The organism is Nitrobacter sp. MLSD-S21 (genome assembly GCF_058809865.1).
In genome coordinates this window covers 36,313-63,250 of sequence record NZ_JBXASZ010000006.1, presented here as the reverse complement: position 1 = coordinate 63,250, position 26,938 = coordinate 36,313, and the positions used below count along the sequence as shown (strand labels likewise).

General features: G+C 56.5%; 26 protein-coding genes, 1 tRNA gene and 1 pseudogene. 16 read left to right on the top strand and 12 right to left on the bottom strand.

Annotation, left to right across the window (positions count from 1 at the left end; all coding sequences use genetic code 11):
- The first annotated feature begins 4 nt into the window (after positions 1–4).
- The 3 genes from AC1RT6_RS16335 (at position 5) to AC1RT6_RS16325 (ending at position 2,057) form a co-directional block, all read left to right on the top strand.
- Positions 5–181, top strand: a complete 177-nt coding sequence (locus AC1RT6_RS16335) for a hypothetical protein (protein WP_472789261.1) — start codon at positions 5–7, stop codon at positions 179–181.
- A gap of 9 nt (positions 182–190) precedes the next feature.
- Positions 191–1,048 (top strand): hypothetical protein, encoded by an 858-nt coding sequence (locus AC1RT6_RS16330; RefSeq protein WP_472789259.1) that lies wholly within the window; start codon positions 191–193, stop codon positions 1,046–1,048.
- Between the two features lie 154 nt (positions 1,049–1,202).
- Complete coding sequence (locus tag AC1RT6_RS16325; protein WP_472789257.1) at positions 1,203–2,057, top strand: hypothetical protein; 855 nt, start codon at positions 1,203–1,205, stop codon at positions 2,055–2,057.
- A gap of 163 nt (positions 2,058–2,220) precedes the next feature.
- Here the strand turns inward: AC1RT6_RS16325 and AC1RT6_RS16320 are convergent, their stop codons facing one another.
- Both AC1RT6_RS16320 and AC1RT6_RS16315 read right to left on the bottom strand, forming a co-directional pair.
- Positions 2,221–2,877, bottom strand: coding sequence for a hypothetical protein (locus AC1RT6_RS16320; RefSeq protein WP_472789255.1), 657 nt, complete (start codon positions 2,875–2,877; stop codon positions 2,221–2,223).
- Between the two features lie 963 nt (positions 2,878–3,840).
- Entirely contained in the window at positions 3,841–4,092 is a 252-nt protein-coding gene (locus AC1RT6_RS16315) for a GlsB/YeaQ/YmgE family stress response membrane protein (protein ID WP_472789253.1), read from the bottom strand.
- A 175-nt stretch (positions 4,093–4,267) separates the two neighbouring features.
- On the opposite strand from AC1RT6_RS16315, the gene AC1RT6_RS16310 reads away from it, so the two are divergent.
- The 6 genes and pseudogenes from AC1RT6_RS16310 to AC1RT6_RS16285 all read left to right on the top strand — a co-directional run bounded on the left by AC1RT6_RS16310 (position 4,268) and on the right by AC1RT6_RS16285 (position 8,414).
- Complete coding sequence (locus AC1RT6_RS16310; RefSeq protein ID WP_472789251.1) at positions 4,268–4,690, top strand: PRC-barrel domain-containing protein; 423 nt, start codon at positions 4,268–4,270, stop codon at positions 4,688–4,690.
- Between the two features lie 674 nt (positions 4,691–5,364).
- Complete coding sequence (locus tag AC1RT6_RS16305; RefSeq protein WP_472789249.1) at positions 5,365–5,961, top strand: hypothetical protein; 597 nt, start codon at positions 5,365–5,367, stop codon at positions 5,959–5,961.
- 89 nt (positions 5,962–6,050) lie between these two features.
- A complete protein-coding gene (locus AC1RT6_RS16300; RefSeq protein ID WP_472789247.1) occupies positions 6,051–6,284 on the top strand; it encodes a hypothetical protein in 234 nt (77 codons plus the stop codon).
- Positions 6,285–6,716: 432 nt separating this feature from the next.
- Positions 6,717–6,874 (top strand): annotated as a pseudogene (locus AC1RT6_RS16295) (transposase); the annotation flags it as partial.
- 315 nt (positions 6,875–7,189) lie between these two features.
- Positions 7,190–7,549, top strand: a complete 360-nt coding sequence (locus AC1RT6_RS16290) for a hypothetical protein (protein WP_472789245.1) — start codon at positions 7,190–7,192, stop codon at positions 7,547–7,549.
- 673 nt (positions 7,550–8,222) lie between these two features.
- Positions 8,223–8,414 carry a helix-turn-helix domain-containing protein gene (locus tag AC1RT6_RS16285; RefSeq protein ID WP_493029541.1) on the top strand — a complete coding sequence of 64 codons (192 nt, stop codon included), beginning with the start codon at positions 8,223–8,225 and terminating at the stop codon, positions 8,412–8,414.
- Between the two features lie 305 nt (positions 8,415–8,719).
- On the opposite strand, the gene AC1RT6_RS16280 is transcribed toward AC1RT6_RS16285, so the two are convergent.
- Both AC1RT6_RS16280 and AC1RT6_RS16275 read right to left on the bottom strand, forming a co-directional pair.
- Entirely contained in the window at positions 8,720–8,947 is a 228-nt protein-coding gene (locus AC1RT6_RS16280) for a hypothetical protein (RefSeq protein WP_472789242.1), read from the bottom strand.
- Complete coding sequence (locus AC1RT6_RS16275; RefSeq protein ID WP_472789240.1) at positions 8,940–9,152, bottom strand: hypothetical protein; 213 nt, start codon at positions 9,150–9,152, stop codon at positions 8,940–8,942. Before AC1RT6_RS16275 ends, AC1RT6_RS16280 begins: the two co-directional genes overlap by 8 nt.
- Positions 9,153–9,202: 50 nt before the next feature.
- Between AC1RT6_RS16275 and AC1RT6_RS16270 the strand changes: the two genes are divergently transcribed.
- The 5 genes from AC1RT6_RS16270 (at position 9,203) to AC1RT6_RS16250 (ending at position 14,249) form a co-directional block, all read left to right on the top strand.
- Positions 9,203–9,778 (top strand): hypothetical protein, encoded by a 576-nt coding sequence (locus AC1RT6_RS16270; protein WP_472789238.1) that lies wholly within the window; start codon positions 9,203–9,205, stop codon positions 9,776–9,778.
- A gap of 18 nt (positions 9,779–9,796) precedes the next feature.
- Positions 9,797–10,780 (top strand): DUF2971 domain-containing protein, encoded by a 984-nt coding sequence (locus tag AC1RT6_RS16265; RefSeq protein ID WP_472789236.1) that lies wholly within the window; start codon positions 9,797–9,799, stop codon positions 10,778–10,780.
- Between the two features lie 35 nt (positions 10,781–10,815).
- On the top strand, positions 10,816–11,037 hold the full coding sequence (locus tag AC1RT6_RS16260; RefSeq protein WP_472789234.1) for a hypothetical protein: 222 nt from the start codon (positions 10,816–10,818) through the stop codon (positions 11,035–11,037).
- Positions 11,038–11,167: 130 nt separating this feature from the next.
- Entirely contained in the window at positions 11,168–11,587 is a 420-nt protein-coding gene (locus AC1RT6_RS16255) for a hypothetical protein (protein ID WP_472789232.1), read from the top strand.
- A gap of 208 nt (positions 11,588–11,795) precedes the next feature.
- Positions 11,796–14,249, top strand: coding sequence for a hypothetical protein (locus AC1RT6_RS16250; protein ID WP_493029540.1), 2,454 nt, complete (start codon positions 11,796–11,798; stop codon positions 14,247–14,249).
- A gap of 1,014 nt (positions 14,250–15,263) precedes the next feature.
- On the opposite strand, the gene AC1RT6_RS16245 is transcribed toward AC1RT6_RS16250, so the two are convergent.
- The 3 genes from AC1RT6_RS16245 to AC1RT6_RS16235 all read right to left on the bottom strand — a co-directional run bounded on the left by AC1RT6_RS16245 (position 15,264) and on the right by AC1RT6_RS16235 (position 16,597).
- A tRNA-His gene (locus AC1RT6_RS16245) sits at positions 15,264–15,340 on the bottom strand.
- Between the two features lie 270 nt (positions 15,341–15,610).
- Positions 15,611–16,033 carry a phasin gene (locus AC1RT6_RS16240; protein WP_079446079.1) on the bottom strand — a complete coding sequence of 141 codons (423 nt, stop codon included), beginning with the start codon at positions 16,031–16,033 and terminating at the stop codon, positions 15,611–15,613.
- A 183-nt stretch (positions 16,034–16,216) separates the two neighbouring features.
- Complete coding sequence (locus AC1RT6_RS16235; RefSeq protein ID WP_079446176.1) at positions 16,217–16,597, bottom strand: phasin family protein; 381 nt, start codon at positions 16,595–16,597, stop codon at positions 16,217–16,219.
- Between the two features lie 260 nt (positions 16,598–16,857).
- Between AC1RT6_RS16235 and AC1RT6_RS16230 the strand changes: the two genes are divergently transcribed.
- A complete protein-coding gene (locus tag AC1RT6_RS16230; RefSeq protein WP_472791496.1) occupies positions 16,858–19,824 on the top strand; it encodes a PAS domain S-box protein in 2,967 nt (988 codons plus the stop codon).
- Positions 19,825–19,955: 131 nt separating this feature from the next.
- On the opposite strand, the gene AC1RT6_RS16225 is transcribed toward AC1RT6_RS16230, so the two are convergent.
- The gene (locus AC1RT6_RS16225; RefSeq protein WP_079446077.1) at positions 19,956–20,606 is read right to left on the bottom strand and encodes a 3-oxoacid CoA-transferase subunit B; all 651 of its coding nucleotides are present in this window, start codon (positions 20,604–20,606) and stop codon (positions 19,956–19,958) included.
- A 78-nt stretch (positions 20,607–20,684) separates the two neighbouring features.
- Positions 20,685–21,392 (bottom strand): CoA transferase subunit A, encoded by a 708-nt coding sequence (locus AC1RT6_RS16220; protein ID WP_079446076.1) that lies wholly within the window; start codon positions 21,390–21,392, stop codon positions 20,685–20,687.
- 299 nt (positions 21,393–21,691) lie between these two features.
- On the opposite strand from AC1RT6_RS16220, the gene AC1RT6_RS16215 reads away from it, so the two are divergent.
- Positions 21,692–23,635 (top strand): AsmA family protein, encoded by a 1,944-nt coding sequence (locus AC1RT6_RS16215; protein WP_079446175.1) that lies wholly within the window; start codon positions 21,692–21,694, stop codon positions 23,633–23,635.
- Positions 23,636–23,685: 50 nt separating this feature from the next.
- Here the strand turns inward: AC1RT6_RS16215 and AC1RT6_RS16210 are convergent, their stop codons facing one another.
- From AC1RT6_RS16210 to AC1RT6_RS16200, 3 genes are read right to left on the bottom strand one after another with little or no spacing between them, the layout of a single operon-like run.
- A complete protein-coding gene (locus tag AC1RT6_RS16210) occupies positions 23,686–24,504 on the bottom strand; it encodes an ABC transporter permease subunit (protein ID WP_472791516.1) in 819 nt (272 codons plus the stop codon).
- Entirely contained in the window at positions 24,504–25,418 is a 915-nt protein-coding gene (locus AC1RT6_RS16205) for an ABC transporter permease (protein WP_472791493.1), read from the bottom strand. Before AC1RT6_RS16205 ends, AC1RT6_RS16210 begins: the two co-directional genes overlap by 1 nt.
- On the bottom strand, positions 25,415–26,563 hold the full coding sequence (locus AC1RT6_RS16200; RefSeq protein ID WP_079446073.1) for an ABC transporter ATP-binding protein: 1,149 nt from the start codon (positions 26,561–26,563) through the stop codon (positions 25,415–25,417). The genes AC1RT6_RS16205 and AC1RT6_RS16200 overlap by 4 nt, the downstream gene beginning before the upstream one ends.
- Between the last annotated feature and the right edge of the window lie 375 nt (positions 26,564–26,938).

The window sequence follows — 26,938 nt, the reverse complement described above, 5'->3', positions numbered from 1 at the left end:
AGGCATGGCCCGTAGAAACTCAATTTCCGAAGCACGAAGTGCATCACAGGCTTATGCCGCCACCTTGCGCCGCTTGACCACCGCACGGGCGCTTCACTCGCCTGACACGCTCGAACTCTCTGCGGCCGAATACATGGCGCGCAACAACCACCAACGCGCCCTCGCTGCGCTCAACACCTGACAGAAAGAAATGACCACCATGGGTATCACCATCCTCGAAAAGTTCTTCCCCGCCAAGACCACCATCACGTCGGCAACCATCAAGGCGGAAATCGAATATAGCGAGTCCGAGATCAAGCGCCTCCAAGCGAAGATCGGTCCTAAGCTTGCAGCCATTGCGACGATGGACGACGCCGAGCATCGTGCGGTTGAGTCCGACATCGCCGCCAGCAAGCGTGCAATTGCCAGGCTGGATGCACGCATCGCGCATCTGCAGTCCGAACTGCCTGCCATCCTTGAAGTGGAAGCCGCTGCGGAAAAGGCCGAATCCGACACTGCGCTTCGCGCTCGTGCCGAAGCTTGTCGCAAGGCGAACGCAAAGGACGCCGCGAAGCTGCTCAAGGAATATGACGAACACGCCAGTGCAATCGGCGATATCATCGCCAAGCTGAAGGCCATGGACGCGGAAACCGCCGCCGTGAACCAAGCGCTGCGCACCAACGCCGTGTGCGAGCCGGTGCGAAGCCTCGTAGACATTCACCGTACCACCCCGGGCACGGGAGCCACCGAGCATCGCGAGAAGGTGCCGTGTTGGGTCTACCGCTATCCTGGCAGTCCCGCCGACACGAGCGAGGTGAAGTATCAGTATGAAGCGCCGCGCGAAGAGGTCCGGCGCGCGACCATTGGTCCTGATGACAAGCCGGTGCCCGGCGCTACTGAGATTCACGATTATTACGGCCGCGAGATTGTCATCAGGCCGACCTTGGAGCATCGCGAAGTCGTGGTTTCGCGAACCAAGGCGCGTCCGCCTCGTTACGAACATCCGCTTGATGATGTTCGATTGCCACCCGCGTTTGCGGGCGGGCAGTGGGCTTGGCCGAAGGCGTAGCGGGCTTCCGCATTCCGTCGAAATCGGCGGGGGTGTGCGATGAATCTCTCCGCCCGGTTGGCGATCTGGGCGGAACGGCACGCGCAGCAATTTTTAATACGGAGATGACACGTGATGAACTTAAGCCTCAACAGCAAGTCGAAGGTCTAAGCAGATGGCAACACGTTTTTGGGTTGGCGGAACAGGTACGTGGGACGCGAGTGACACGACGCATTGGTCTGCCACCTCGGGCGGAGCAGGTGGCGCGAGCGTTCCTGGTAGTTTCGACACCGTTACCTTTGACGCTAGCTCTGGCGGCGGCGTCGTCACGATCAACGGCGACATCACTCTTTCAACGGCCGCGCCAGCCTTCACAGCGGGGTCATTCACGGGGACGATAGATTTCTCCGCCAACAACAACAATATTTCAGCGGGAGGTTTCAGTCTCACGGGAACGGGTGCGCGCAAGTTCTTGGGCGGCTCCGGAACGTGGACCGTAACGGGGACGAACGGCTCCTTCGACCTCAACATCACGACAAACCTTGATCCTGCGACCTCGTTCGCTTCCACCAACATTAAGTTTAGTGCAAACCCGAACGCGGTTCGATCCTTCAACAGCGGGGGTCTGACTTACGGTTCGTTGGAAATTGCCAATACCGGTTCAACGAACCATGTGCCGTTTTACATAAACAACACGCCAATCATCGCGACATTTATCCCCACAAATGTCCCTTGGCTTGTCCTGCTCTCAAACGTAACGATAACAAACGGGTTTACATGGGATGGGTTATCGTCGGCCACAAATATATTGATGAGCAATGGGATCAACGGAGAGATAAGGACTCTGACTGTCGGCGGCGCTGTTGATCTGTCTTATGCGACAATCTTCCAGATCACCAAAGCCGGCGCAGGTTCAATCACGGCGAGCAACTCTTTTGACGCGGGAAAGAATACCGGGATCACTATCACGCCACCGAGCGGCGGCGGTGGCCCTGGATGGGGTGGCGAAGGTTGGTGGGGTGGGAGCTGACCGCTGTCATTTGAAGGACCATCGGACAGGGCAAGAGACGGCCCGAAGGCGGTCTCTCTAAAAAACGAAAACGCCCAACCTTTCGAAGGTCGGGCGTTCACGAAGATTGGCATAACTGACGATCTTACTTTATTCGGCACATCGGTGGCTACAAGTGCATTGATCAGGCTATTCGAAATGCGGAGTTCCGATTACGATAGCTGATGAAGCCAAGGCCGAAAAAGCCCAAGATCATCATGGCCCAGGTGGACGCCTCGGGGATAGCCGCGATAGAGGTGATTCCGTCAATACGTACCTGTCGAACGTCACTAACGATTCCGCCGAAGGCTTCAAATCGAATTGAGGTAATTGACTGAAGGTCGTCCGAGTCCACCGTAAAGAAGTTCTGTCCGTTTCCGAGATTAAAAGTATTCGAGAATTCCGTATTATTCTGGTCATAGGCGTAAACCGTCACGCTGGTTGCCGGCCCACCATTTGGATTGGGAACATTGATATTAAATACCCCAAGATCATATCCCAATGTCGGATCAGAAAGATGCCATTCAAGGTTATTCAACGAGCCATCAACTGCGCTGATGCGAGCTTGCCCACTTGAATTGTCGCCGGTAAGCGCTTCGCTGCTGGTAAACGTTACCCGATCACCTTGGTTCGTGTCCGTGGAGAGGGACGTTGTGCCATTTCCGACCACGTTTTGGAAGAGAACGTTATTACCCGTGCCGGTGGCGCCTTGGGTGATAACGATGCTGGCCGAAGCCGGGACACTGAAAGCCATCACGGCCGCTGATATTGCTAAACCCCCGAGTATGGTTCGTTTCACCATGGGTTTAATCCTTTCATGGATTACTGTAAGTTGCATTTAATTTTGTTTAAACTTTTACTCGATCTCAGTATATTAAAATTATTTAAAGAAGGCAAAGTTCCGAAATAATTCATACATTAAATTGGGTCGCAAACGCATTTAGTGGCGGTGTTTATTGATGCCTCTTAGGACCTCGACGTTGGCTTCATGGTGCGCCCTAAGGCTGCGCGGGCTCCAATGCAGTCTGCATAGCGCCTTATAAAAGGTATTTCGCGACCTCGGATCCACTTATAGAACGCGGCGTGAAGTCCGCGCGAACTGGCTACACGACTGTTTCCTGCAGGCAATATCGAGGCCGCCGGCGGAATTAAGGGGATACGCCGACGACCTCGCTCCGCGCGGAGCCGGATGTGGGTGGCGTCCGGTATAACCACCAAATGTCGCAACGCACGGATGCGCAATGAAGACTTGGAATTAAGCTTTATCCGGCCGTCAGAACAGGAATGCGACATCTGCACGACGCCCTCGGCGTGATCGGAAGCTGACAGTGAGTCATCTGGAACGACCATCGGTCAAAGCAAAAGACGGTCCCCAGGGCAGTCTTTGTACAAAAACGAAAACGCCCGACCCTTGCAGAGGCCGAGCGTTCTTGAAGATTGGTATAACTGACCGTGTTTTTTTAATTCGACAACATCGGTAGGACAATCGGGTTAAACTGAATTGCAAAAGGCTGCAATTGCGCCGGCCTTTTTCTTGCACAAGAACGCTGCCCGCCAGCGCTAACTCACCAATCAGGCCTTGCTTCGCAATCTATCGCCAGTAATGTTCAAGAGCTGGGTTCCACCACCTAGCCGGGACTGCTGGTCAACGCCCCCTTTTTCCCCGCGAAGATCCGCAGTCCCGATTCAACCGAGTACTGCCAACTCTGCGCGGAGGCGGTTTATCTATTCCCTTTAGCCACGAGCCAAGCATTCTACATTCGTTCTAGGTGCGGATGGCCCTTGCACCCCCGATAAGAATGCAGGCGCCGATAAACCCGGCAACGAGATAGCCAAGCCATCCGCCAAACGAGACGCCAACCAAACCGAGCAAAGCGCTGGCAACGGCAGCGCCAACGATTCCCAAAAGAATATTCATGAGGATCCCGGTGTCGCTCTTCATGAAGTTGGAGGCGATCCACCCCGCTAGCCCGCCAATTATGATAGCCGCGATCCAACCAATACTCGCGTCGTTCATCCGTGATCTCCGCCTTCTTTTTCGCGTCCAGTGCGACTCCAAAACACTTGTCGACGGTTTGGGTTCCATCTTCGCGAAGGGCGTAGCGGATGGAGACCTGCTTTGCCTCGGTCCCCAAGGAACAATCGCCGCAGTGCTTTTGTTGTAAATCACCTAATCTTAGAAGGAGATTTCCATGAGATTGATTTCAGCGGCGGTAATGGCCTGCGTCCTCGCTTCGCCCGTGGCGGTTGCCCAAACCACTGCGCCCAGTTCATCAGCCGCTGAGGCGCCTCATTCAGCAACAGGCCAGTGGAGAGCTTCCAAGCTGGTGGGTGTAGATATTTATAATGAGCAGAACGAAAACATTGGGGAAGTGGATGATGTGATCATCGACCCATCCGGAAAGATCGACGGTGTGATTGTCAGCGTTGGCGGTTTTTTGGGTATGGGCGAGCACCACGTTCTAATGAAACTGGATCAAATCAAGTTTTCTAACAAGGCCGGAACGACCTCCACCGCTTCCACAAGCTCCGATTCCAGGCAGTGGTACCCCGACCGGGGGACGGTCAACCTTACAAAGGATCAGCTCAAGGCCATGCCTCAGTTCAAGTATTAAGCGATAGGCAAGGGAAACATTTGAACGTGCCTAGTCGTATCGTGTAGCACCCACAGTGATGCGCACGACACGCATAGGTCCGCAACTGACGGCGAGAGCACCCCCGACTAGATAGAGCCTTACCCGTTTTGATTAATTAAGCCTGGAGCGCTCACGTCCACGCCTTCAGAATCCAATGGCCGACATTCAAGCGAGCAGAGGTGCGCGATCGTTGACTTCTACGAAGCTTCGAACTTTGTACGCGTGGCAACGATCGGCGGGCGCCTTCTTCATGGGCGGATGAATAATCCAGTGTATTACGTTGTACGTTTATCCCCTCGGCCAAGACGCAGACCTCCGCTAACGGCATTCGGAGAGGAAAGTGATAACCAGCTGGGAGGAAAGCTCGGCGGGTCATCAACATGACTCTCTCGAACCGTTCGCCGGTAAGATGAAAGCAGTAGAAATCGCGGCAGCCTTGATGAACCAGCGGATCGCTTTCTTCCTCCAAAATTTTTGCATGGACCGGTGGGTCGGAGAAACCGTTTTAGTTTCGCCACGTCTGCTCTTTTGCTCATTCCCTGATTGCTAAAACGGGGAGTGAAACCAAACGAACATTGTAGACTTGCGTGTGGTCCACCAATCGTGAAACCATGTTGAGGCCTTAGCGTTGTTGCGCCACATGGGAGGCGACGATGGTTTCAACAACACGCATCTTCTTCGCCGGAGTGGCAACGTCAGCAGTATTAGTAGGAATTGGATTTAGCGGTGGCATATTACTTGGGCGAGCGGCGCTTGAACCCGTTCATCCGATGAAGACGGTTCAATCAAGGTTAGCGAAGAGATCGCTTCCTACAGCAAGAGTAGTATTGCCAGCACCTATGGAAATGGCTGACCATCCGCCCGAAACGGCTACTGCTCCCCAACAAAATCCCGAGACGTCTGAGCCGCAGAAGACGTCTCCAGAGGACCAGCCTCACGTCGCGTCCGGGAAGATCAACCAAGCTCGCATGCAGGATTTGAAGAACGCAGAGCAGGCAGAGCATCGCGCGGAAGCTGAAAAAAAGAAGGCCGAGGCTGCCGAACGACGTAAGAAGGCCGCCGAACACAACCATCATAAGCGATATGCAGAGAAGAAGGCGCGGCAGGAAGCAGCGCTGGAGCAGCAAGCACAAGAACAACGTCATCAAGAAGAACGTCAGGCCCTCCATAAGCGGGCTGGACCATTTGGTCTGTTAGCGTTTGGTGACGGTAGCGACGCGCCGAGGCAGGCTAGCTTCTTCGGTAATTAACCCGGCATTGAAAGAGGCGGCCTCTTTAATGGGGAACTTTCGACTTGGCACGATGTTACCTGCGAGCGATCCGAACAAGGAGACTATGAATGAAGAACCTTTTGATTTGTGGTGCACTTGCAGCATTCGTTTTTAGCACGCAGGCAGCGGTGGCCGATCATGAGTTTTACATCGTTCAGGATGCCCACACCAAGAAGTGCACAGTCGTTGATACTAAGCCCACGACGACTACAACGACGGTGGTCGGAGATGGCACTGTCTACAAGACTCGTGTGGAGGCGGATTCCGCGATTAAGACGACTAAGATTTGCACCGAGCATTAAAGAGTTAACCAGGGTGACCTTGGCCGCTACGAATCGATGTAGCGAATCTGAAAACGGCTCGGCAACGAGCCGTTTTCTTTTAGCGTGATTGCAAGAAATGTGACGGAAGAAGAAGCTAAGCAAATGATTGCGGCGAATATGAAGAAGTATAGCCACTGCCGCCAATGTCTATTCCGCTGTGCGCTCGGGGCAGGTCGAAGCAAGACGCGATACCAGTGCCTTAACCTGACTGACTAGGCTAACCCTTTTGATGTGGGGAGTGGCGAGCGACGTCAAACCGATAATGGTTTTGGAAGGCGCACAGACTTCGATGATTTAGATTTCGCGGCGGATTTTTACGCGTAACTTGAGACCCTGTGCTTACTCTAGATTTGGGCAGCGTCCGTCGATTAAGGAGACGGACGATGCGCCTCGCGGTTCACTGAAGAACAAATCATCGAGATTCTGAAGGAGCAGGAGGCTGGTGCGAAGACGGCTGATGTCTGCCGCAACCACGGCATCTCGGCAGCAACCTTTTACAAGTTCAAGGCAAAGTTCGGCGGGATATCCGACGCCCCCGCCTGAAGGCTCTTGAAGATCGCTCGGCTGAAGAAGCTGCGCGGCCCCTGGCGATCGGCACGCGCAGGCCCATGCTTGTGCCGGACCGGGCCAACTCAACATCATGGGCGGCGATGATCAGCGCACGAGTGCCGGTGGAACGATCGGAAGCCGAGCAACAGGGCAACGCTACAAAAGCCCGCGCGGCGCGTTCTCATTGCGAGCTTCATGCATTTTTAGATTATTTTGTTGGGTTAAGCATATCGCAACTTGTTCGGTGACTACCCGAACATTTTGATGTCCTTGGCGCAGCCTATCGCCCAACCTTCTTCGTCAAGATTAGGAATCAAGCGCGTCTGGCATCAACCATGGATATCGTTCTTATTCTATTGTCTATCAGCGCATTGATAGGCACCCTCGCAGGCTTGCGCTTTAAAGTCTTTGTCCTTGTGCCTATCGCGTTGCTGATTGTCTTGGTCTCGGCAGCCGTTCTCCGCACGCATGGTTTCGGTACCGGGAGTGGGATTGCCATCATAGTCGCGGGTCTGGTCGTGAACCAGGCTGCCTACGCCCTGATTCAGATCGGCTTGGGGGCAAATGCTTATGACCGATCATTTGAAGAAATAGCCGACGGCGAACCAGCCCCCGACCCCGAGCAGGATGTCGGCGACGATCACCGCGATCAAAAGACGTCCCCATCCCGGCCTTTTCTTTCGCATAAAAATTAGCGCTTGGCGTATTTTCCAAGGGCTACTGTACCATTTTCGCTTGAAGGGCAGGCACGTTGCGTCGTGGTGGGACAATGTTTGGGTCATAACAAGGCACTTTACGTTGTGATTTCACTAAACGCTCTCTTCAGAGCAAAGCGAGTGCCATTCGTTAGTGACGGACGCGCTGAGAGAAGACGGTGATGTTCCGGAGCTTTAACGAAAATTCCTGCGAACAAAGCCATCCCTCGGAAGCCGCTCGATTTGCGCGAACACGGCTTCGGCTTGGCTTTCTTTGAGCAGTCAAGTTTTTACGACGGCGCAGCGCGGATCAGTCGTATCAAGCTTCGGCGCGCCACCTCACCCTGCCATAACGACAAACGTGATCGCCTGTTTGAATGCATCCGCTAGGGATTAATGAATGGCAATGCAATCGTATGACGTGGCGAGTCCACCACTCCTAGTTGTTGAAGAAAACTGGGGCTACGCCCTGCGCGAATTATCAGACGTTCGAGGGATTCAAGAATCCCCCTGTGAAAGATGCTCCTCTAACAAGATGCCCGCCTATGGTCACAATCCCCACTCATCAAGGAAGCAAGTCTGATTCGATCATAGGGATTGGCAGTTGTACGGTTGGATTCGCGAGGAAGAAGCTGTTCGGAACGCTAAAGCCAGCGAGACGGGACTGATTGCCTTGCTGATCGGATACACGGTTGCTGAAGTTGAACGCGATCTCATTATTGAAACGCTGCGTGCTTACGATGGCAATCGGACGCGGGCAGCAAAGACGCTTGCTGTTTCGGTTCGCACCTTGCGCAACAAGATCAACGAATATGAAGCCAAAGGTTTTGATATTCCCACCTCGGTTCACAATCAGGTCTGCTAATCGATTCCAGCCTTCCGCTTCATCAGTAACTCGACGGCTTATCCGCTCACTTCATCTTATCAATTTGTTTTAGCGGATGGTCGCGCCATCGATACTTGGCTCCGGCACATTTTCCAGAAGCAAAGTGGTTGACCCTGTGCAAGGCGTAGAACGTGGTCAGGCGGTGGAATGCCTACGTGAACTTGGGCAACGGCTTCATAACCCGGCTCACTCATCTGATATCGGATGATGCCGCAAGCTAACGTGTTGGTGCCACAGACGGGTTAAGGCAGCGGGCAAAAAGGAGCTGGTCGACGAATGGTGTCCTATAATCGGTTCCGTCGCTGAGGTCCGGTGCGGTCGATCAAAACATCTATTCCGGGATCGCCGGTGCGACTGAATGCCACCGCACCGATATTTCCCTCAGCCCGCGCCATTCGTTCAGCGCTTCGCATTGCGGCATTCGCGTTTGTGCATTCGGTGGCCTCGCGCGGTTCGGGACCGTCTTCGCCAATGCCGAAGGGCAGTGCCACGTAGTAGGTTACATCAGCCATCGCGGCTTTCCCCTATTCCGCGCGCGAAGCCACGTGAGACTGACGCATATACGTCAGACAGTTCGCTTTCCATCATGGTCATGGCGATTAGCGCGGCCTCACGTGCAGCGCGCATATCACCGCCACAGGCTTCAATCGCTTGATCGGTTGCGGTTTCTAACCACTCGTTTTCATCCGCTAGTTTTTCAGCGAGCAGAGCAGACATCGGGCATTTTCCATCTTGACGGTGCAGGATAATGTTCTCATTTTGTTCTTATGGAGTCAAGTGCCCCTCATCGGCGTTTCCCCGTTCCGTGGCGGGTCGAAAGAACACAGCATGGTTTTGAAGTGCTGGATGCTAACGGGATTCGGCTAGCCCATGTCTTTGCTCGCGATGACCTGCACCGGGTGCGCTTCGGCCAGTACCGTGAACACCTGACTTCAGACGAAGCCCGACGTATAGCAAATGGCATTGCTCGGCTGCCCGAGTTCATGATGCATCGAAAAGAGTTTTACCAACGCGGCGGTGGACAATACCGGTGGCGAAGCGCACGGCCCTACCATGTCGCGCTTGAAGACAGCTACATTCGCGCGCATTGGCCACTCATCGACGCGGTTTGCAAAATGAATAATATCCCGTTTGACGGGACAGGTGAGCGCATCGAACGCGATGGCTCATGGTGCGTCTATGAATTCGCAGTGCAGCTAGACGCGATTCAGTTTTGGGATCGCTTCGACGGGCGATGGCTTCGCGGCGAAGAGTTCATTTATCCGGATCGGCCGAAGGGGTTGCCGACGCTTCGGGAGCCGGCTGATACGGATAAGTTTAGAAGACGATCGGTGGACAGGTAGCGGTTAGGAACGATGTTCATGAACGGACTTTATAGACGTTTAGGCGTTTCCGAAGAGCGAGCCCGATTGTTTGAAGTCTTTCATCCCTTCGCATTTCCGCGCACGCTCCATGCCGTCAACTCTAGACAGCGTTTCGTTTACTACACAGACGCTGATACGGCGATGAAGATCATAAAAAATAAAGAAGTTTGGATGCGGAAATCGCACAGCATGAACGACTACCGCGAGATAGAACACGGTTTCGACTGTTTGAAGAACGCCCACTATAAACACAAGGACAGGCTTTGTTCTTTAATGGATAATATCCATCCGGGGCTGTGCGCAGAATTAGAAAAGCTACTCGACGGTTGGATGCCCCACTTCAGGGCTAACACCTATATTGCTTGCGTATCCGAACACAACGCGTCGGAGGATAAGCACGGACGCCTATCTATGTGGCGCGCATACGGAAGAAACGCAGGAGTCGCGATTGTCTTTAAGGGCGATGTTTTCTTAGTCGCATCGGACGCTTTGAAAGCGTATTCGAGCCCGGTTGCTTACTTGGACGACGAGGGGTTTGGAGCCGAGTACCAAAAGCTGCTGAACAGTATTGAGCAGAATGTCGACCTTCTGAAATCGATCGGAGAAACCAGCACAAAGAACTACCTTTTTAACGCATACAGGTACGCTATATTGTGCACGAAGCATCTGGGCTTCGCAGAAGAACGGGAATGGCGGGTTGTTTATCAGCCCACGTTTGAGCGCTCGGCACGCATCCGCATGAACGTTGAGTCGATCAACGGCATACCGCAAATGGTTGCTAAGATTCCGCTGAAGGATGTTCGTGAAGAGAATTTAGTTGGCCTTGAACTACCTGGATCAATGGAACGTATCATCATTGGTCCGAGCAAATTCCCGGCTGAAATCTCTGATGCTTTTCATAAGCTAATAATGGATATCGGCGCAAGCGAGCAAGAAGCAGCACGCAAGATCATGGTATCTGATTTACCGTTGCGCCAGTGAAACAGTTCCGGATCGAACAGAGAAAGGGCTAGCCTTTGCCTCGCAACTTTGCATTCGTCCTGCTTATCGTGTCTGCAACCGGTGTCGTCTCCGCCCAAGAGCCGAGAACCATCAAGACTGTCAAAGTTACACAATCGCTTAACGATACAGCGCTCTATGACGTGAAGGACCACGGCACCATTCTGATCGATTGGGACGAAGTCGAGGCGCTCGCTGCGAGCAAGCAGAACCCCATTCTCTCGCCCCAGGCGGCGTGACGGTAAATGGAAAGCCAAGGATATGCAAGATTGCGTGCCTCCGAAAGCAGAAGTGGATAGCGCTCAGCGGGAACGAGTTGAACGAGCGATAGGACATTTCATTCTCGACCTTGGGATGATTGAAGGGACCATGATCCAAGCGCTTGCAGCTTTGGTATCCGTACCTCCTACTCAAGCGCACTTTCTTTTGAGCAAGACTGCAGGTGGCGCAAAAGCCGATCTTCTCAAGGAGGCTGCGATAGCGAAGGGAATTGACGTTAAGACTAGTGGCTTGAAAGGCGCGCTAGGAACAATTCATAAAATATTCAACTACCGGAACCAGATCGTATGGCGTTGCGGTAATGTCCATTCGGCCTCAAAATCGGACATCAGCCGGGGGAAGCGAAAGCATGTCCGCAAAGAACCAACAAGCAGACATCGCAGCATGGCTAGCTATGAAGATGCCCAATTGCGGGAGGCGCGCCCGGTGGCCATTAAACCAACTTTGATCGGTCTTTGCCAGGATCGGCAAGGTCGGAAGCGGTCAGGAAATGATAGAGCGGAAAGCTAAATTTTTTCAAAAATTTACTCGCATTTTGCCGCGAATCATTACGGGCTTGCTTCTTGTCAAGAAAAATTTTAAAGAAGTATCTTCTCGGTGACCGCTATGATTGAATATCAAGCGAAGAGCCCCTGCGAGAAGTCGCCGGGGCTTTAATTTTTTCCGAAGCCATGTTCCAGTTCGCTAGCTGTCTCATGACTCGCGGGAAACCACTGCTGTGACCACTCCAGCGGAAATTATTGCTCAATATGACCACCTGCTCCTTCACGACGCTAACGAGGCGGCGACACGCCTCAAAGTAATTAATGACGTGCTCTATAGTGTGCTCGGTTGGACGCATTCTGATATCGCTCCCGAGGAGCGGGTCAGCGAAGATCGTTCGACCACATGGGCCGATTATGTCATCCGCACTGGAATGACAGCCGCTGTTGTAGAAGCGAAGAAAGTCGGCGTCTGCTTTGACAATGTGCCAAACACTAGGCGCGCTCAGCTCAACGGAAAGTTAGTCAAAGACGCGCTCGGCGATGCAATCGTACAGGCCAGAGACTACGCGCGGAAGTTAAGTATACCGTTTGCAATCGTGACGAACGGAGATGCTTGGATCATCTTCCCGGCAACGCGCACCGACCAAGTAAAATTTCAAGATTCTTCCGCTATTATATTCCCGAGTCTTCGGTCCGCATTGCAAGATGACTACGCTGAGTTCTACGACTTACTATCGCGAGCCTCGGTTATTAGCGGGCGTCTCGAGCATGAGCTGTTAGGACGAGTTGAGAACCAAATCGAGGCGCGGCGCCTCAATAGTTATTTTAAGGTTGGGTTCTCGAGAGTAAGCCGACACAGCTTGTTTCCCCTTATTGAAGACGCTGTCACTTCGGCATTCACGGAGGACATCGTAAACGCAGACCCTGACCTGCTAGAGAAGTGTTACGTAAACACGCCTGACCGACTGCGCTTCGACAGCCGCATCAAGATGCATGTGGCTCGGAAGGAGAGCGCGACCGCGAAGGCACCGCACCGGCCACTACGCGACAAAAACCCGCAAGTCGGGTCAATAATTTCTGACGCTGCTTCACGAGCTAGGCCGCTTGCCCTCTTGGTCCTAGGTCAAGTTGGCGCGGGAAAAACAACGTTTCTGGAATATACTCACAAGATTGAGGCCGCTGAAACATTTCAGCAACGAGCAGACCAGTCCTACGCCTACTGGATGCAGATCGACTTCCGTACCTTCTCGAAGGAAGAGTCGGCACACGATTATATTCTGCAGGCGCTGAAGAAATTGATTAGCGCAGACCCTTTCTTGTCTGACTATAATCGCTGCATCAAACATGCTTATGCGTCAGAGATAGAAGAGTTGTTCAAAGGTCCTCTATTCCTGATCTCAGGCGAAGAGAAGGAGAAGAACACTCGGATCAGTGCGTTGATAATGAGTGATTATGAAAAGACGCAGCCCTATGTCGAGAAGCTAATATCTTACGCTGCTCAAAATGTCCCGGTATTTCTCGTGATCGACAATATCGATCAATTCGAGGACGAGGAGGTCCAATCCAGCATCTTTGCGGATGCCATGGCTCTCGCTCGAAAACTAAGTGTGAGTTTGATTTGCGCAATGCGTGAGACAACGTTCGTTCGGCACAGAAATACGCCGATTTTTGACGCGTTCGATTTCGACCCCGTTACTATCGATCCGCCTCAAGTCCTGTCCGTTTTGTCGAAACGTTTTTTTGTTGCTCGACATCTACTTCGGGATAAATCAGGGCGATTTACTGCCGAGAATGGTGCAGATGTTCAAGTGGCCGACTTGCGCGTGGTCATCGATCTCGTTCAAGGTTCTGTTCTAGGAAGCGAAATCGGCACGCTAATTGATGTTCTTGCGACGGGTGATATTCGCCTGGCGCTAAGAATGACTCGCGAATTTTTGCAGTCCGGCTGGACCGCATCCGGAAAGGCGCTTCGTATTTATCAGCAGACTGGAAAATATGTAATGCCGAGACACGAGGCGCTCCGCGCGATTATGCTTGGCAATAATACGGTTTATTCCGAGGCTACCTCAGTCCTGGGCAATCCGTTCGATAGTCGCCTCGCGAAAACCGAGGCACAGTTGCTGCGACTGTTCGTACTCGCAGCCGCTGTTCAGTACAGCAGTGAATCGAACTTTCGCTATCTCGAAGGTCTCGAGATTCAAAGGGCTGTGCGTGAGGTTGGTTTTGGGGATAGCGCAACGACTCGAGTTTTGTCTGATCTCTGTAGCTTGAGGTTCATGCATACGGTCTCTCACTCGATGCCGACGTTTGAGTCAAATTATATAGTCAGTCGTCTTGGTGGCTATATCGTGAGACACTTCATGTCGAACATGATGTTCGTCGAGAATGTTATGATGGACACGTTCATTCCGAAGGAGTCGACTTGGAATGAGTTGTACGGTCTTACAAACCAGATTTATTCAAGCCGTGACACGATTGGTCGTTTGAAGATCAGAAAGAAGCGGGTCCAGTTCTTTATGGAAGTTATGCGAGAGCAATATGCTCCCTTGAGAAGCGAAAGTATTCGGCGCGGCCTGCCTAAAGAGTGGTGCACCGATCCCTTTGCTGCGGCAGCCAATCAGCTTTCAATCAATCTTGAGAAAGCAATGCATTCGGCCGAGAGGAACTACGGAGCTGACGCCAAGTAACGCCCAATACCGAGTGGAGTTGACCTCACTCTGATAGGCTGCAGCTAACCTCGCGGAGGAGATTGAATGTTCTCCGCGCTTGAAGGATGAGGCCGGCTCCCTCTATATCGGCCGCGACCTGCCAACGGAGTTACGTGATTTTCGATCTCGCAGCCCACAATTGCCAATTCCGGCGAGCTGTCGGTCTTCCTCCATGGCTTTGTGTCGCTTGGGTCGTTCCGGAGCGGTTGCAAACGTAAAGGCTGCAAAGGCATGCGCGGCGCGACGCCCCCCGGCGCTGCGGCTGCTTCCTGATAATCTCGCTGATAGGCCGCATATTCCGCGATGATGCGCCGTGCCAAACGCGCTGCTCCTCCGGTTCCGGCCTATCCGAACTTGGTTCGTGGTGACCTGCCCCTGCTGTCATCCAGCCGCGCTTACGCGCGCCAAAGCCTCCACCAGACGCTGCTCGAAATCTGCCGTCCACAAGCGTTGTAATGCTGCCCGCGTGGCAAATCTCCCATGCTTATTACTTAGCAACGGATAGACCCGAGATGGCTGCTAGCACCACTGAGATGCTGGCGAATGGTGCGAATTCAGCGCCACCGCTAGACCGTCCAATAGTGCGGATGCGGATAGGATCGCGAGCGATCACCCCAGTCGAAGGTCTCGTCGTCAAAACTCAGAGGGGCCTGCACGCAGTTCATTCATCGTCAAATCGGTTTCATAGATTTGGCGCTTTGGATCGTATCTGAGTGCATTCCACAAGACCGGATAATGATGGTGGCTGCCGAGCACCCTCCGGCTAGCGCGAACGGACACGGTGTGCTCCTGTCGTATTGACGACGAGTACAGGCCGATTACAGAGCTCGCCCTTATTCACGATTCTCTCTGCGACGATCCGCCACATCCCGCCCTCTCTAGTGGCCTCGCGACGGATGAACGATGGATGAAATCCACACCCCTGCCCACACCCCGACGAGAAATGTATCTATCGGTGGCAGATCAAAATATCATTTAAGTGATTGATTTTGTTGGTACAGTTGGGTGGGCTCGAACCACCGACCTCCTGTTCCACAGACAGGCGCTCTAACCAACTGAGCTACAACTGCATCATGCTCGCGCGCCCAAAACGCACTGCGAACGGGGCGGAAACTAGGTGCAACGCTCCGCTTTGGCAAGGCCACAACGATCCGTTATCGCGCGCCGCTTGGTCGTTTCAGACAGCAATCCTTTGGTCGTTGCATCTTATCGCGAGCTTTGGCTCCACGGCAATCGGGCGTGGGCATAGGCCGGATCTGATCGCGGCGGAAGCGACACTGAAAATAGCAAACCCGGACCGAGGGGCCCGGGTTGATAGATTTAACGCGAACAGGCGTTTATCAAACGGTCGGCTGGAACAGTTTCGACGCGCCAGTCCTGATCGGCTCGGCAGTCTCCGCCGCAATTTTCTGGGTCAGTTCGGTCAATTCCTTGGCCTGGACCGCGAACGTTCCGAATTGATTGCGGGTATGGGTGCTCCATAGTTCGGTCGCATCGGACAACGATTTCGCGCCGACCAGAGCCTGCAAAAAATCGAAGCTGGCATTGGTATTGGCCTGACCGAAATCGAGCAGCTTAGCGGAATAAGCATGCGCCCCTTTAGTTGCAGCGTTAAACACGGCCTCAACGGCGCCGTTGCCGTCCTGCGCGGCTTCCTTGAACTTCGCGTAGTTATCGCGCGCCTGCAAAACACCCTTCTCGGCGAATGCACGCACTTCCTCGGGAACTTCAAAAGCCTCGGTTGGATTAGCCATGGCAGTCATCCTTTGCAGTTGGGAACGCGGTGTGACCTGCAACGACGATCGTCCTGCAACTCAGCTTGATTGCGAACTGATCAGGCCAGCATCTGATCTACTCCTACCATGACTCCCTTGTGCGACGCAACAATATATTGCGACGCAAAACTTATCGCGGAGCGCGAAAACTCGAATAGCGGCCTTGGCCCCTTAGACTTGAGGTTTGCGGGTTCCCAAGGCGGCCCGGCCCATGCTCTGCCCTATTTCGCTGGCCTGCTCGCTCAAGGCCTTCATTTGACCCTGCACATATTCCGTATTCAGCCGCATCACCTCCGCGAGATCCCTCGCGCGGAGAAGTTGCTCGGCATAGTCCAGTGATGCGGTCATATTCTGCTGGGCAAAGGAGATTGCCTTGCTGCTGATATCTCGAACGCTGTCGCGAACCGCCTCGTTGCGACCCTCGATCGAATTGGCGGTTTGCTGGGCGCCGTCGAGAAAACTCTCAAGCGCCTTGCGTGCCTGCTCGAAACCTGCCTCCGCTAGCGACTGCATCTCGTTCGAAACTTCAAAATGCCGTCCCTGGTTGCTCATGGTCGCCGCTCCATGTGGTGGTTCTTTCATGGGTCCCGGTCCTCCGGTCCCCACCACCTCAACGTGCCACCGATCGCGGAGGTCCCATGACAACGGCCAAATTAAGGTTATCCCGGCTTTGCCGGGGATTTCAGGAGAGCGGCCGTGGACCTCCGACATGGCGGACACGATACTGACGATCTGTTAGGACTGCGGCCAATGAAAGCCGACATGCGCAGCCGCCGAAGGCAAAAGCCCAAGACATCTGACACGCGGTGCCCATGAATAGCGCCGATTTCCAGTTGCAGGGTATGACCGACCCACGGCTGGCCGTTCATGCGGCGAGCGCCCTGCCCGCGTGGCTGTGGTCGCTGGACGGCGCCTGCATCCTGTGGGCCAATCCGGTGGGCGTCTCTATTGTCGGGGCAACCAACACCTCCGCTCTTGCTTCACGACACATCGACCCCGACGACCCGCGCCGACGGCAGCTGGCGCAGCTCGCGCGCCGTCTGCCGCCCACTGGCGCAGTGCAGCTGGAACGAATGCGGGGCTATGCCGGCCTAGGAAGCCTTCTCACCTGCGCCTGCTCGCGGCTCGAATTTCCGGGCGTCGGCAGCGCCATCCTCGTGAGGGCCGCTGAGCCGGCCGGTCGCGGCATGCCGCTTGTCGAACGATTGCAGCGACTGGTGGATGGCGTCGATATGCCGGTGGCTGCATTCTCGCGCGACGGCCGGTTCGTCGCCGCCAGCAACAGGGGACGACCGCTGTTCGGCATTGGCAGTCTCGCCGAGGGCGGGCTGGACGGCTTGCGCGACAATGCACTACGCGAGGGTCGCGCCCAGACCCCGGTCGGACTTTGGCAGTTGGTGCTGCAACGTGTCGGAAGCGGCGACGACATTGGACTTGTCGCCCTGCTGGAGCCGAACATCTCCGAGCGCTCTTCGACTCACCCGGCACCGTTGACTGAACCGGAGACCGAATTTCCATTGCGGAACACCGCAACCGTTCCACCGATGCAAGCCATCGAGTCGCCGCCCGAGCCGGATAAAAGTCCGTCGCGTGATTCTCCACCGCAGAGGCGCCACCATCCCTTGCGCTTCATGTGGCGGATGGATGCCGAAGGCCGCTTCTCGTTCGGATCCGACGAATTCACCCGCATCATCGGAATGCGAACAGCCTCAGGATTCGGCCGGTTGTGGAGCGAGATCACGGACGTATTCGGATTCGATCCTGAAGGCCGCGTTGCGAAAGCGGTCCAAACCCGCGACACCTGGAGCGGCATCACGCTCCTTTGGCCCGTCGATGGATCGGATGCACGTTTGCGTGTCGAATTGTCGGGGCTTCCGATCTACGACCGCGCACGCAATTTCGTCGGCTATCGTGGCTTCGGCGTCTGCCGCGATCGGGAGGGTTTGGCGCGGCTCGCAGCAAATCGGCGCCACGAATTTTCGTTCAGCGAGACCTCCCATCCGCCGCCGGCGGGCCCAGCGGGTTCTGCCGACACCGAGCCCTCCGAACTCTTGCAACAACCAACAGAACCGGACACCACCGTGGAAACGCCCAAGAATGTCCTGCCGTTCAGGCCTCCGGTCGACTTGAAACCGCCTCCTCTCACGCCTGTCGAGAACAATGCCTTCAACGAACTGGCGCGCCAGCTCTCGGCCCGGCTGGAGGGCGAGCCCGACGCCGCCGAGCCTGGAACTAACGCCGAGCAGCCGGTCGTGCAGAAGCCGTCCGAAGCCACCCAAACACAGGTGGATGGATTGTCACCGCCCGAACCGACTCCGCAGGCCACTATCGCGCGCGACAGCCTGATCCTCGACTTGCTTCCAGGCGGCGTGATGATCCACCGAGCCGGCCGCGCACTGTACGCTAACCCGGCGTTTCTCGCGCAGGTCGGCTACAGCAGTCTTCAGGCGCTGCAAGAGGCCGGCGGGCTCGATGCCCTCCTGGTTCAAGCCGACATGCCCGCCGCCGACAGCATGCCGCCCACTGGCTCTCCCGTCACGGTCTCGGCAACGCCACCGTCGGGCGCGCCGCAACAACCGATCACCGCCCGTCTTTTCGTGATGGCCTGGGATGGCGAGCCCGCGCATGCCTTGATATGCGGCGGTGCATCGGCGCCCTCTCGCGTCGGCCATGCAAGCGCCGAGGAGCTTGCCACCATCGTCGACACCGCAGCCGAAGGCATCCTGATGTTCGACGACGGCGGACACATCACTGCTTGCAACCGCAGCGCCGAAGCGTTGTTCGGGCATTCCGGCGACAGTCTCACGCAGCGTAATCTCGCCGATCTCTTCGCGCCGGAAAGCCAGGGCGCGGTGCGCGATTATCTCAAGGGCCTCGTGGACGACGACGCAAGACTGCTCGATCACGGGCGCGAGGTGTTGGGCCGCGTGCGCGAGGACAGCCTGATCCCGCTAGCGATGACGATGGGCCGGACCCAGACTGAAAGCCCCAACTTTTTCGCCGTGTTCCGCGACCTGTCGCAGTCAAAGAAAATCGAGACCGAGTTGTCACAGGCGCGACGGCAGGCCGAGCGCGCAGCGAATGCAAAGGCCGACGTGCTGGCGCGGATCAGCCACGAAATCAGAACGCCGCTGAACTCCATTATCGGGTTTGCCGAGGTGATGATCGATGAAAAATTCGGCTCGCTCGGAAACGAGCGCTATGTCGAGTACATGAAGGACATCCGTGCTTCGGGCGAACGCATCATCGCGTTCATCGACGACCTGCTCGACCTGTCGCGGATCGAGACCGGCAAACTTGATCTCGCCTTCGTGAACCAGAATCTCAACGAAATCGTCGAGCAATGCGTCGCCGTGATGCAGCCGCAGGCCAATCGCGAGCGTATCATCATACGAACCTCGCTTGCGCACACGCTACCGCCGGTCGTCGCGGACGCACAGGCGCTACGTCAGATCACGCTCAATCTCATCGGAAACTCGATCCATCTGGCCAATGCCGGCGGGCAGGTCATCGTCTCGACGACAATCAATGATTTCGGTGACGTGGCGTTGCGCGTCCGGGACACCGGACACGGCCTCAGCGAAAACGAGTTGGCCGCGGCGACGGAGCCATTCCGCACACCGGCGCCGAGCGATCAGGCTTCGAAGAGCGCAGACGTCAGCCTGTCGCTCACCAAGGCGTTGGTGGAGGCCAATCGTGCCCAGTTCCACATCAAAACGGGGCCACACTCCGGCACGCTGATCGAAGTGGTATTTGCGCAAACAAACGCGCTATCCTAGAGCGTTTACGAGCGAAGTGGAATCCGGTTCGCGTGAAGAAAACGCGTCAAATCTATGACTGAAACCCTGCGGCCGGGTCTGTAGCGCCTGAGGCCATCGGATATCGGCTTCTGGCCGCTGTCGCATCGTCCTCAAGCGCTCTGCAGCCCGACGCCGAATTCGGCTTCGGTCTTAGCCCTGACCTCGTCCAGCGTGACGCTGTCGGCGAGCTCGATCAGCGTCATGCCATCCTTGCCGTGCTTGTCGATGGTGAACACCGCAAGATCGGTAACGACCATATCGACAACCCTTTCGCCGGTCAGCGGCAGCGTGCACCGCTTGAGCAACTTGGGGCCATCCTTGGCGGAATGCTCCATCACGACGACGACGCGCTTGACACCGGCGACGAGATCCATCGCGCCGCCCATGCCCTTGACCATCTTGCCCGGGATCATCCAGTTGGCGAGATCGCCGTTCTGCGCCACCTGCATCGCTCCGAGGATCGAGAGGTCGATATGGCCACCGCGCACCATGCCGAACGAGTCGGCCGACGAGAAATAGCTGGAGGTCGGCAATTCTGTGACGGTCTGCTTGCCCGCGTTGATAAGGTCGGGATCCTCTTCGCCTTCATAGGGAAATGGACCCATGCCGAGCATGCCGTTCTCGCTCTGAAGCTGAACGTCGATATTGTCGGGAATGAAGTTTGAGACCAGCGTCGGAATACCGATTCCGAGATTGACGTAATAACCATCGCGCAATTCCTTGGCGGCACGCCCTGCCATCTGCTCGCGGGTCCAGGCCATGGGGCTCTCCTGTCATATTGTTGTCGTTGCAAGGAGCTTATCGGAAGCGATCCAGCACTGTCCTGAGCCTAGAAGCGCCTATGCCGCCGGGCGTGGACGGGTGTTGCGGAATTCGATGTGCTTCCTGGCGCTCCCCACCTCGACGATACGCTTGATGAAGATGCCGGGAGTATGGATATGATCGGGATCGATCTCGCCAGCGGGCACCAGATGTTCGACTTCTGCGATGGTAACCTTCGCGGCAGTCGCCATGATCGGGTTAAAGTTTCGCGCGGTCTTGCGATAGACCAGATTGCCAGCGGTGTCGCCCTTCCAGGCGTGGACGATGGCGAGATCGGCGAATAGCCCTCGCTCCATAAGATATTTCTGGCCGTCGAATTCCTTCACCTCCTTGCCCTCGGCAATGAGGGTGCCGACGCCGGTTTTTGTGTAGAACGCCGGAATGCCGGCGCCGCCCGCGCGAATGCGCTCAGCCAACGTGCCCTGCGGATTGAATTCAAGTTCCAGATCTCCGGCAAGATACTGTTGGGCGAAAAGCTTGTTCTCGCCGACGTAAGACGAGATCATCTTCTTGATTTGCCGTGTTTCGAGCAAACGGCTCAGTCCGATTCCATCGACGCCGGCGTTATTGGACACGAAGGTCAGATTTTTGACTCCAGAGTCACGAATGGCATCGGACAACGTTTCCGGGATGCCACACAAGCCGAATCCACCGGACATGATCATCATGCCGTCCCTGAGGAGACCATCGAGGGCCGATTTGGCGTCGGGGTAGACTTTGTTCATGAGCTGCGACCTGCAAGGAGGAAAGCGCCGCTACCGGCGCACGGGCAGGGTTAAAGGGGAGTATTAGGCAAAATCCTCGTGGGGCGTCAATTGGAGCTATGGCCGTCTTAGCGTAGCGAATTTGACATTCGCTATTCACGTTTACAGCAGCAAAACTCTCGCCGTAGCGGCGTGTAAATGTCAAAATCGGACTGTCGGCGGCCTTGAAAGCGTCAAGAAAACCAATCAAGTTGCGGGCGCTGCCGGACGGCGTCCGACCGGCCGGCAAGCGTCAACCAACCCCGGACATGTCATTGACGATGGCCCAAGGAATGAAGCGCCTGGGAATATCGGTCGCGGCCGTTCTGGGAGTTGCGGTGATCGGCCTGTCGGGGCTGATCTCCATGTCGCGGCTGCTCGACCACGACGCCTTGCGAGACGCCGTCGAAAGTCAGATCCGCACGGTGACGGGACTCGACTTCGTCGCAGATGGCCGCATCGACGTCTCGGTTTTTCCCGGCAGCTATGTTTCCTTCCATGGTGCCCGCATCAAGGGTAGCGACGCCGAGGCTCCCGCACTCAGCGTCGATGTGCTGACCGCCAATCTGCGCCTGATTCCGCTTCTCATGCAGCATTTCCAGATCGACGACGTCATGATGCTGCACCCTCACATCCGCGTTAAGCGCGCTGCCGACGGCCGTAGCAACTGGACCCCCTTCGTGGAAACGATTGCGCGAAATATGAAGCCCGGAGCCGACAGCCCGGTCTCGTTTTCGGAAATCCAAATCCAGAATGGCGAACTCAGCTATGAGGATACGGCCGGTGAGATTTCCGAAAACCTCCGCGACCTCAATCTGTCGCTGGCGTGGCCCTCGATTTCCCGCTCGTTCGCAGCGACAGGACAGTTCGACTGGCGCGGCGAACGCGTCGACGGCAGCATAAGCCTCAGTGATTTTCTTGCAGCGCTATCGGGCGATCGATCCGGCCTGAAGATCAAGGTCGCCAGCGCACCGCTGAAATTCTCGTTTGACGGTACGGTCGCCAACCCGATCAGTTGGATGATGGAAGGTACGCTCTCCGCCGATAGCACTTCCTTGCGCGAGGCGCTGCGCTGGATCGGACAGCCTCCTCCCGGCGACGGCGGTTTCGATCGCTTCGCGCTCAAGGCGCGCGCCAGCATGATCGGCTCGTCGGTCGCGCTCACGAACGTCAACGTCGAAATCGATGGCAATGTCGCCGAGGGCGTAATGACCTACGCCAATAACGGACGGCAGACCCTGCAGGCCACGCTTGCCGCCGGAACGCTGGATTTCACCCCTTATGTCAAGACGATCCGGCTGCTCGCCGGCGGAGCTCGCGACTGGAACCGGCAACTATTCGATCTGCATGCGCTGTCCGCCACCGACCTCGACATGCGGCTTTCGGCGGCAAAGGTCATCGTCGGCTCCACCAGGCTTGGCAAAACCGCACTCGGCGCCAACCTTCGCAACGGATCGCTCGCGCTCAGCATCGGCGAAGCGCAAATCTATGACGGTATCGCGAAGGGATCGTTCGGCATCTCGTACGCCGAAGCGGCCGCCGATGTGAAGGCGCAGTTTCAGCTGATCGACGTCGATCTGCAAGCCTGCCTCAGCGATCTGTTCGGCACCGGCCGGCTCTCCGGGCGCGGCAACCTGAATATTTCGCTTGAGGCCAAGGGATCGAGTCCGTACGGGCTGGCGCAATCGCTCGACGGGACGGCGGTTCTGACCGGCCACGACGGCGCGATCAGCGGATTCAATGTCGAGCAACTGCTGAAGCGGCTGGAGCGGCGGCCGCTCTCCGGCGGCGGAAATTTCCGCAACGGAAAGACACCATTCGACAAGCTGAACATCGCCCTCGATTTCGACGACGGGGTCGCCGTCGCGACGGACGTGCGCGTCGAAGGGCCTGCAGCGCGTCTCACTCTGACCGGCACTGCCTCGGTGCCTTCGCGAGACTACGATCTCAAGGGCGTCGCGAGCCTGACGTCGTCAGCGGGTGCCGACAATTTCGAGTTACCGTTCGTGGTCCAGGGACCATGGGACGATCCGCTGGTCTTTCCCGATCCGGAAAGCCTGATACGGCGGTCCAAGGCGTCAGCGCCCCTACTCGACGCGGTCAGGGACCGCAAAACGCGCGACGCGGTTCGCTCGGTGATCGAACATCTAACGGATCAGAAGGCAGTTCCCGAGGCGACCGTTCCGGACACCCCGACCGGGTCCGGAGCGTCGCGTACAAACTGACGTTGTCCGCAAGCCTCTTCCTCAATCCCAAGCCCTTCTTCCACCAACGTCTACAAGGGTGCGGCGCTTTCGCCTTGCCGGCTCGAGAGTTTCGAAGCCAGCGACGCGGCCACGATAACCGCAGCGATCGATCCGACGATCAGTGTGCAGATCGCATTGATCTCCGGCTTCACGCCAAGACGCACCTCTGAATAAATCCGGATCGGGAGCGTTGTGGACCCGGGACCGGTGGTGAAACTCGCGATCACCACGTCGTCCATCGACAGCGTAAAGGCAAGCATCCAGCCCGCGATGACCGACGGAAGGATCAGCGGCAACGTCACCTTGACGAACGCCTGGAGGGGGTCGCAGCCCAGGTCCATCGCAGCTTCCTCCAGGCTTCGATCGAGCGATCCGAGTCGCGACTGCACCACCACGGCAACGAAGCACATGGTCAGCGTCGTATGCGCGATCGTGACCGTCCAGAACCCGCGCTGCGCATCGACCGCAACGAACAGCAGTAACAAGGACAGTCCGGTAATCACCTCGGGCATCACCAGCGGGGCGTACAGCATTCCCGAGAACAGCGCGCGTCCATGGAAGGCGCCGGCGCGCGTCAGGGCGACCGCAGCCAGCGTTCCCAGAACGGTAGCGGCCGTGGCCGACACTGCGGCAACCCGCAGGCTCATCGCAAGCGCGGACAACATCGCCTCGTCGTTGAAAAGTTCAACGTACCAGCGCACGGACCATCCGCCCCAGACCGTCACCAGCCGCGAGGCGTTGAACGAATAGATCACGAGAACGACGATAGGCAGGTACAGAAACGTCAACCCGAGCGCGAGCGCAATAATGTTGAAAGGCGACAGTCTGGCGAGCGCGGGCCTTGCCATCATCGCAGTTCTTTCAGCTGGCGACGCTGCACTCGCTCGTTAATAAGAAGCGGCGCCAACAGCAGCACCAGCAGCACGACGGCGATCGCCGACGCCACCGGCCAATCTCGGTTGGTAAAAAATTCCAGCCATAAGGTCTGCCCGATCATCGGCGAGGTTGACCCCGCGAGCAGATCCGGAATCACGAACTCGCCAACAATCGGAATGAAGCACAGCAGCGCGCCTGCGCCGATACCCGGCAGCGACAACGGCACCGTCACCAGCCAGAACGTGGTCAGACGCGAACCGCCGAGGTCAGCGGAAGCCTCAAGAAGCGCGGGATCCATTTTGGCCAATGTCGCGTAGAGCGGCAGGATCATGAACGGCAGATAGGAGTAGACGATCCCGATATACATCGCCGCATCGGTGGACAGCCACACGACGGGAGCGCTGACGAGGTGCAGCGCCATCAGCACGTTGTTCAGGATGCCATCGTGCTGGAGAATGTTGATCCACGCGTAGACGCGGATCAGAAACGAGGTCCAGAACGGCACGATCACCAGGATCATCGCAATCGGTTGCCAGCGTGCCGGCAGGCGCGACATGCCGTAGGCAATGGGATAGCCGACCGCGAGCAAGATCGACGTCGATATCAGGGCGACGACAACGCTTCGCAGGTAAGACAGGACGTAAAAATGGTCCGACGCAAGCAGCTTAAAATTTTCAGGCGACAGCGCCGCAATGGCTGCCTTAAGGGCAGCTATGCCCTCAGCCGGATCAAACACGGGCAGATAAGGCGGCTGCGCCATCACCGTTTGTGACAGGCTGATCTTGAGCACGAAGCCGAACGGCAGCAAGAAAAACAGCAACATCCACAGAAATGGCGCAATCGCCGCCCTGCGCGCGGGAACGGAAAAAAGACGTCGCCCGTTCATCGGTCAAGCACCATGCAATCGTCTGGCGCGAAACACACCACCACGCGCTCCGCCTTATCGTAGGCGTCAACCTCCCGCCGAACGTTGTTAGCAACCGACGCGGACAGCAGCGCGCCGCGATCAAGCCTGACCTGATAGCGAGTCTGACCGCCAAGATAGCTGATGCCGGAAATGACGCCTTCCAAGCGGTTGATCCCGGCCGCGTCGCCCGCATCGGATGTCGCCTCGCCTCGCGACAAGCGAACCTTCTCCGGGCGTATTGCAACGCAGACCTGATCCGTCGTTAGCGCCTGCACGGGTGCCGCAGCCGTCACCTGTCCCGCTGCTTGCGTTGCGACCGTTACGCGGCCGGCGTCGCGCGACTCCACTTCGCCATCGATGATGTTGATTCCGCCAACGAACTCGGCAATCCAGCGAGAGTTCGGCGCTTCATAGAGCTGGCGTGGCGTCGCCACCTGTTCCAGACGCCCCGCATTCATCACCCCGATGCGATCCGCCATCATCATCGCCTCTTCCTGATCGTGGGTGACGATGATGAAAGTCATACCGAGCTGGCGCTGCAGCCGCATCAATTCGGCTTGAGTGTACTCGCGCAGTTTCATGTCGAGCGCGGCCAGCGGTTCATCGAGCAGCAATAGCCGCGGGCGCCGCGCGAGCGCGCGCGCCAGCGCCACGCGCTGCTTCTGACCGCCCGAAAGCTGCTCCGGCTTGCGCTTTTCCATGCCATCGAGACTCACCAGTGCCACCATCTCCGCGACGCGAGCATCGATCTCGGCGCGCGACAGGCTCGCCCGCCTCAGCCCGAATGCGATGTTGTCTCGCACAGACAGATGAGGAAATAGCGCATAGTTCTGGAACATCATGTTGACGGGACGCCGATGCGGCGGAACGCCGGATATGTCTTGACCACCGAGACGGATGCGCCCGCTGTCAGGCGTCTCGAACCCGGCTAGCATCCGGAGCAGCGTGGTCTTGCCGCAGCCGCTTGGCCCCAGCAGCGCAAAAAATTCCCCCGCCCTGATGTCGAGTGACAGGCGATCAACAGCGGTAAATCCGCCAAAGCGCTTGACGACCGCATCGACCTGCAACAGCGGCAGGTCGGACGGGGCGGCCGCATCGGAGGTAGGTCTCGCTTCTTTCGTCATTCCATCCCGTCTCGTTTCGCGATGAAGGCTATAGCGTTTTCGAGGTGGATACCGGTTCGCGTGAAGACGCATCAAAACATAAAGATAGAGTCCCACTTCTGATCCATCAGAAGCGGAGAGGCTCTAGTGATCCGATTCCAATGATCGCATCATCTACTTGCGAATGTCGAAATCAACCGACCAACGGCAATACACGTTGTCGGCAGAGTTTTGGATGCGGCATTCGGGCTCGGAGATTGCACTCGCGCTAGCAATGCTCCTCGATGTAACCCATAGATCGGAATATTGGTCGTTACAGATCCGATGGCACAAACCTGCATCATCGCGCCTGATTGAGATTGGTTGGCAAATATGCCCTGGATTGCCACAATCGAT

Bases quoted from the DNA above. Each gene is read 5' to 3' on its own strand.
- AC1RT6_RS16335 (WP_472789261.1), top strand. From the start codon at position 5: ATGGCCCGTAGAAACTCAATTTCCGAAGCACGAAGTGCATCACAGGCT.
- AC1RT6_RS16330 (WP_472789259.1), top strand. From the start codon at position 191: ATGACCACCATGGGTATCACCATCCTCGAAAAGTTCTTCCCCGCCAAG.
- AC1RT6_RS16325 (WP_472789257.1), top strand. From the start codon at position 1,203: ATGGCAACACGTTTTTGGGTTGGCGGAACAGGTACGTGGGACGCGAGT.
- AC1RT6_RS16320 (WP_472789255.1), bottom strand. From the start codon at position 2,877: ATGGTGAAACGAACCATACTCGGGGGTTTAGCAATATCAGCGGCCGTG.
- AC1RT6_RS16315 (WP_472789253.1), bottom strand. From the start codon at position 4,092: ATGAACGACGCGAGTATTGGTTGGATCGCGGCTATCATAATTGGCGGG.
- AC1RT6_RS16310 (WP_472789251.1), top strand. From the start codon at position 4,268: ATGAGATTGATTTCAGCGGCGGTAATGGCCTGCGTCCTCGCTTCGCCC.
- AC1RT6_RS16305 (WP_472789249.1), top strand. From the start codon at position 5,365: ATGGTTTCAACAACACGCATCTTCTTCGCCGGAGTGGCAACGTCAGCA.
- AC1RT6_RS16300 (WP_472789247.1), top strand. From the start codon at position 6,051: ATGAAGAACCTTTTGATTTGTGGTGCACTTGCAGCATTCGTTTTTAGC.
- AC1RT6_RS16290 (WP_472789245.1), top strand. From the start codon at position 7,190: ATGGATATCGTTCTTATTCTATTGTCTATCAGCGCATTGATAGGCACC.
- AC1RT6_RS16280 (WP_472789242.1), bottom strand. From the start codon at position 8,947: ATGGCTGATGTAACCTACTACGTGGCACTGCCCTTCGGCATTGGCGAA.
- AC1RT6_RS16275 (WP_472789240.1), bottom strand. From the start codon at position 9,152: ATGTCTGCTCTGCTCGCTGAAAAACTAGCGGATGAAAACGAGTGGTTA.
- AC1RT6_RS16270 (WP_472789238.1), top strand. From the start codon at position 9,203: ATGGAGTCAAGTGCCCCTCATCGGCGTTTCCCCGTTCCGTGGCGGGTC.
- AC1RT6_RS16265 (WP_472789236.1), top strand. From the start codon at position 9,797: ATGAACGGACTTTATAGACGTTTAGGCGTTTCCGAAGAGCGAGCCCGA.
- AC1RT6_RS16255 (WP_472789232.1), top strand. From the start codon at position 11,168: ATGATCCAAGCGCTTGCAGCTTTGGTATCCGTACCTCCTACTCAAGCG.
- AC1RT6_RS16240 (WP_079446079.1), bottom strand. From the start codon at position 16,033: ATGACTGCCATGGCTAATCCAACCGAGGCTTTTGAAGTTCCCGAGGAA.
- AC1RT6_RS16235 (WP_079446176.1), bottom strand. From the start codon at position 16,597: ATGAGCAACCAGGGACGGCATTTTGAAGTTTCGAACGAGATGCAGTCG.
- AC1RT6_RS16230 (WP_472791496.1), top strand. From the start codon at position 16,858: ATGAATAGCGCCGATTTCCAGTTGCAGGGTATGACCGACCCACGGCTG.
- AC1RT6_RS16225 (WP_079446077.1), bottom strand. From the start codon at position 20,606: ATGGCCTGGACCCGCGAGCAGATGGCAGGGCGTGCCGCCAAGGAATTG.
- AC1RT6_RS16220 (WP_079446076.1), bottom strand. From the start codon at position 21,392: ATGAACAAAGTCTACCCCGACGCCAAATCGGCCCTCGATGGTCTCCTC.
- AC1RT6_RS16215 (WP_079446175.1), top strand. From the start codon at position 21,692: ATGGCCCAAGGAATGAAGCGCCTGGGAATATCGGTCGCGGCCGTTCTG.
- AC1RT6_RS16210 (WP_472791516.1), bottom strand. From the start codon at position 24,504: ATGGCAAGGCCCGCGCTCGCCAGACTGTCGCCTTTCAACATTATTGCG.
- AC1RT6_RS16205 (WP_472791493.1), bottom strand. From the start codon at position 25,418: ATGAACGGGCGACGTCTTTTTTCCGTTCCCGCGCGCAGGGCGGCGATT.
- AC1RT6_RS16200 (WP_079446073.1), bottom strand. From the start codon at position 26,563: ATGACGAAAGAAGCGAGACCTACCTCCGATGCGGCCGCCCCGTCCGAC.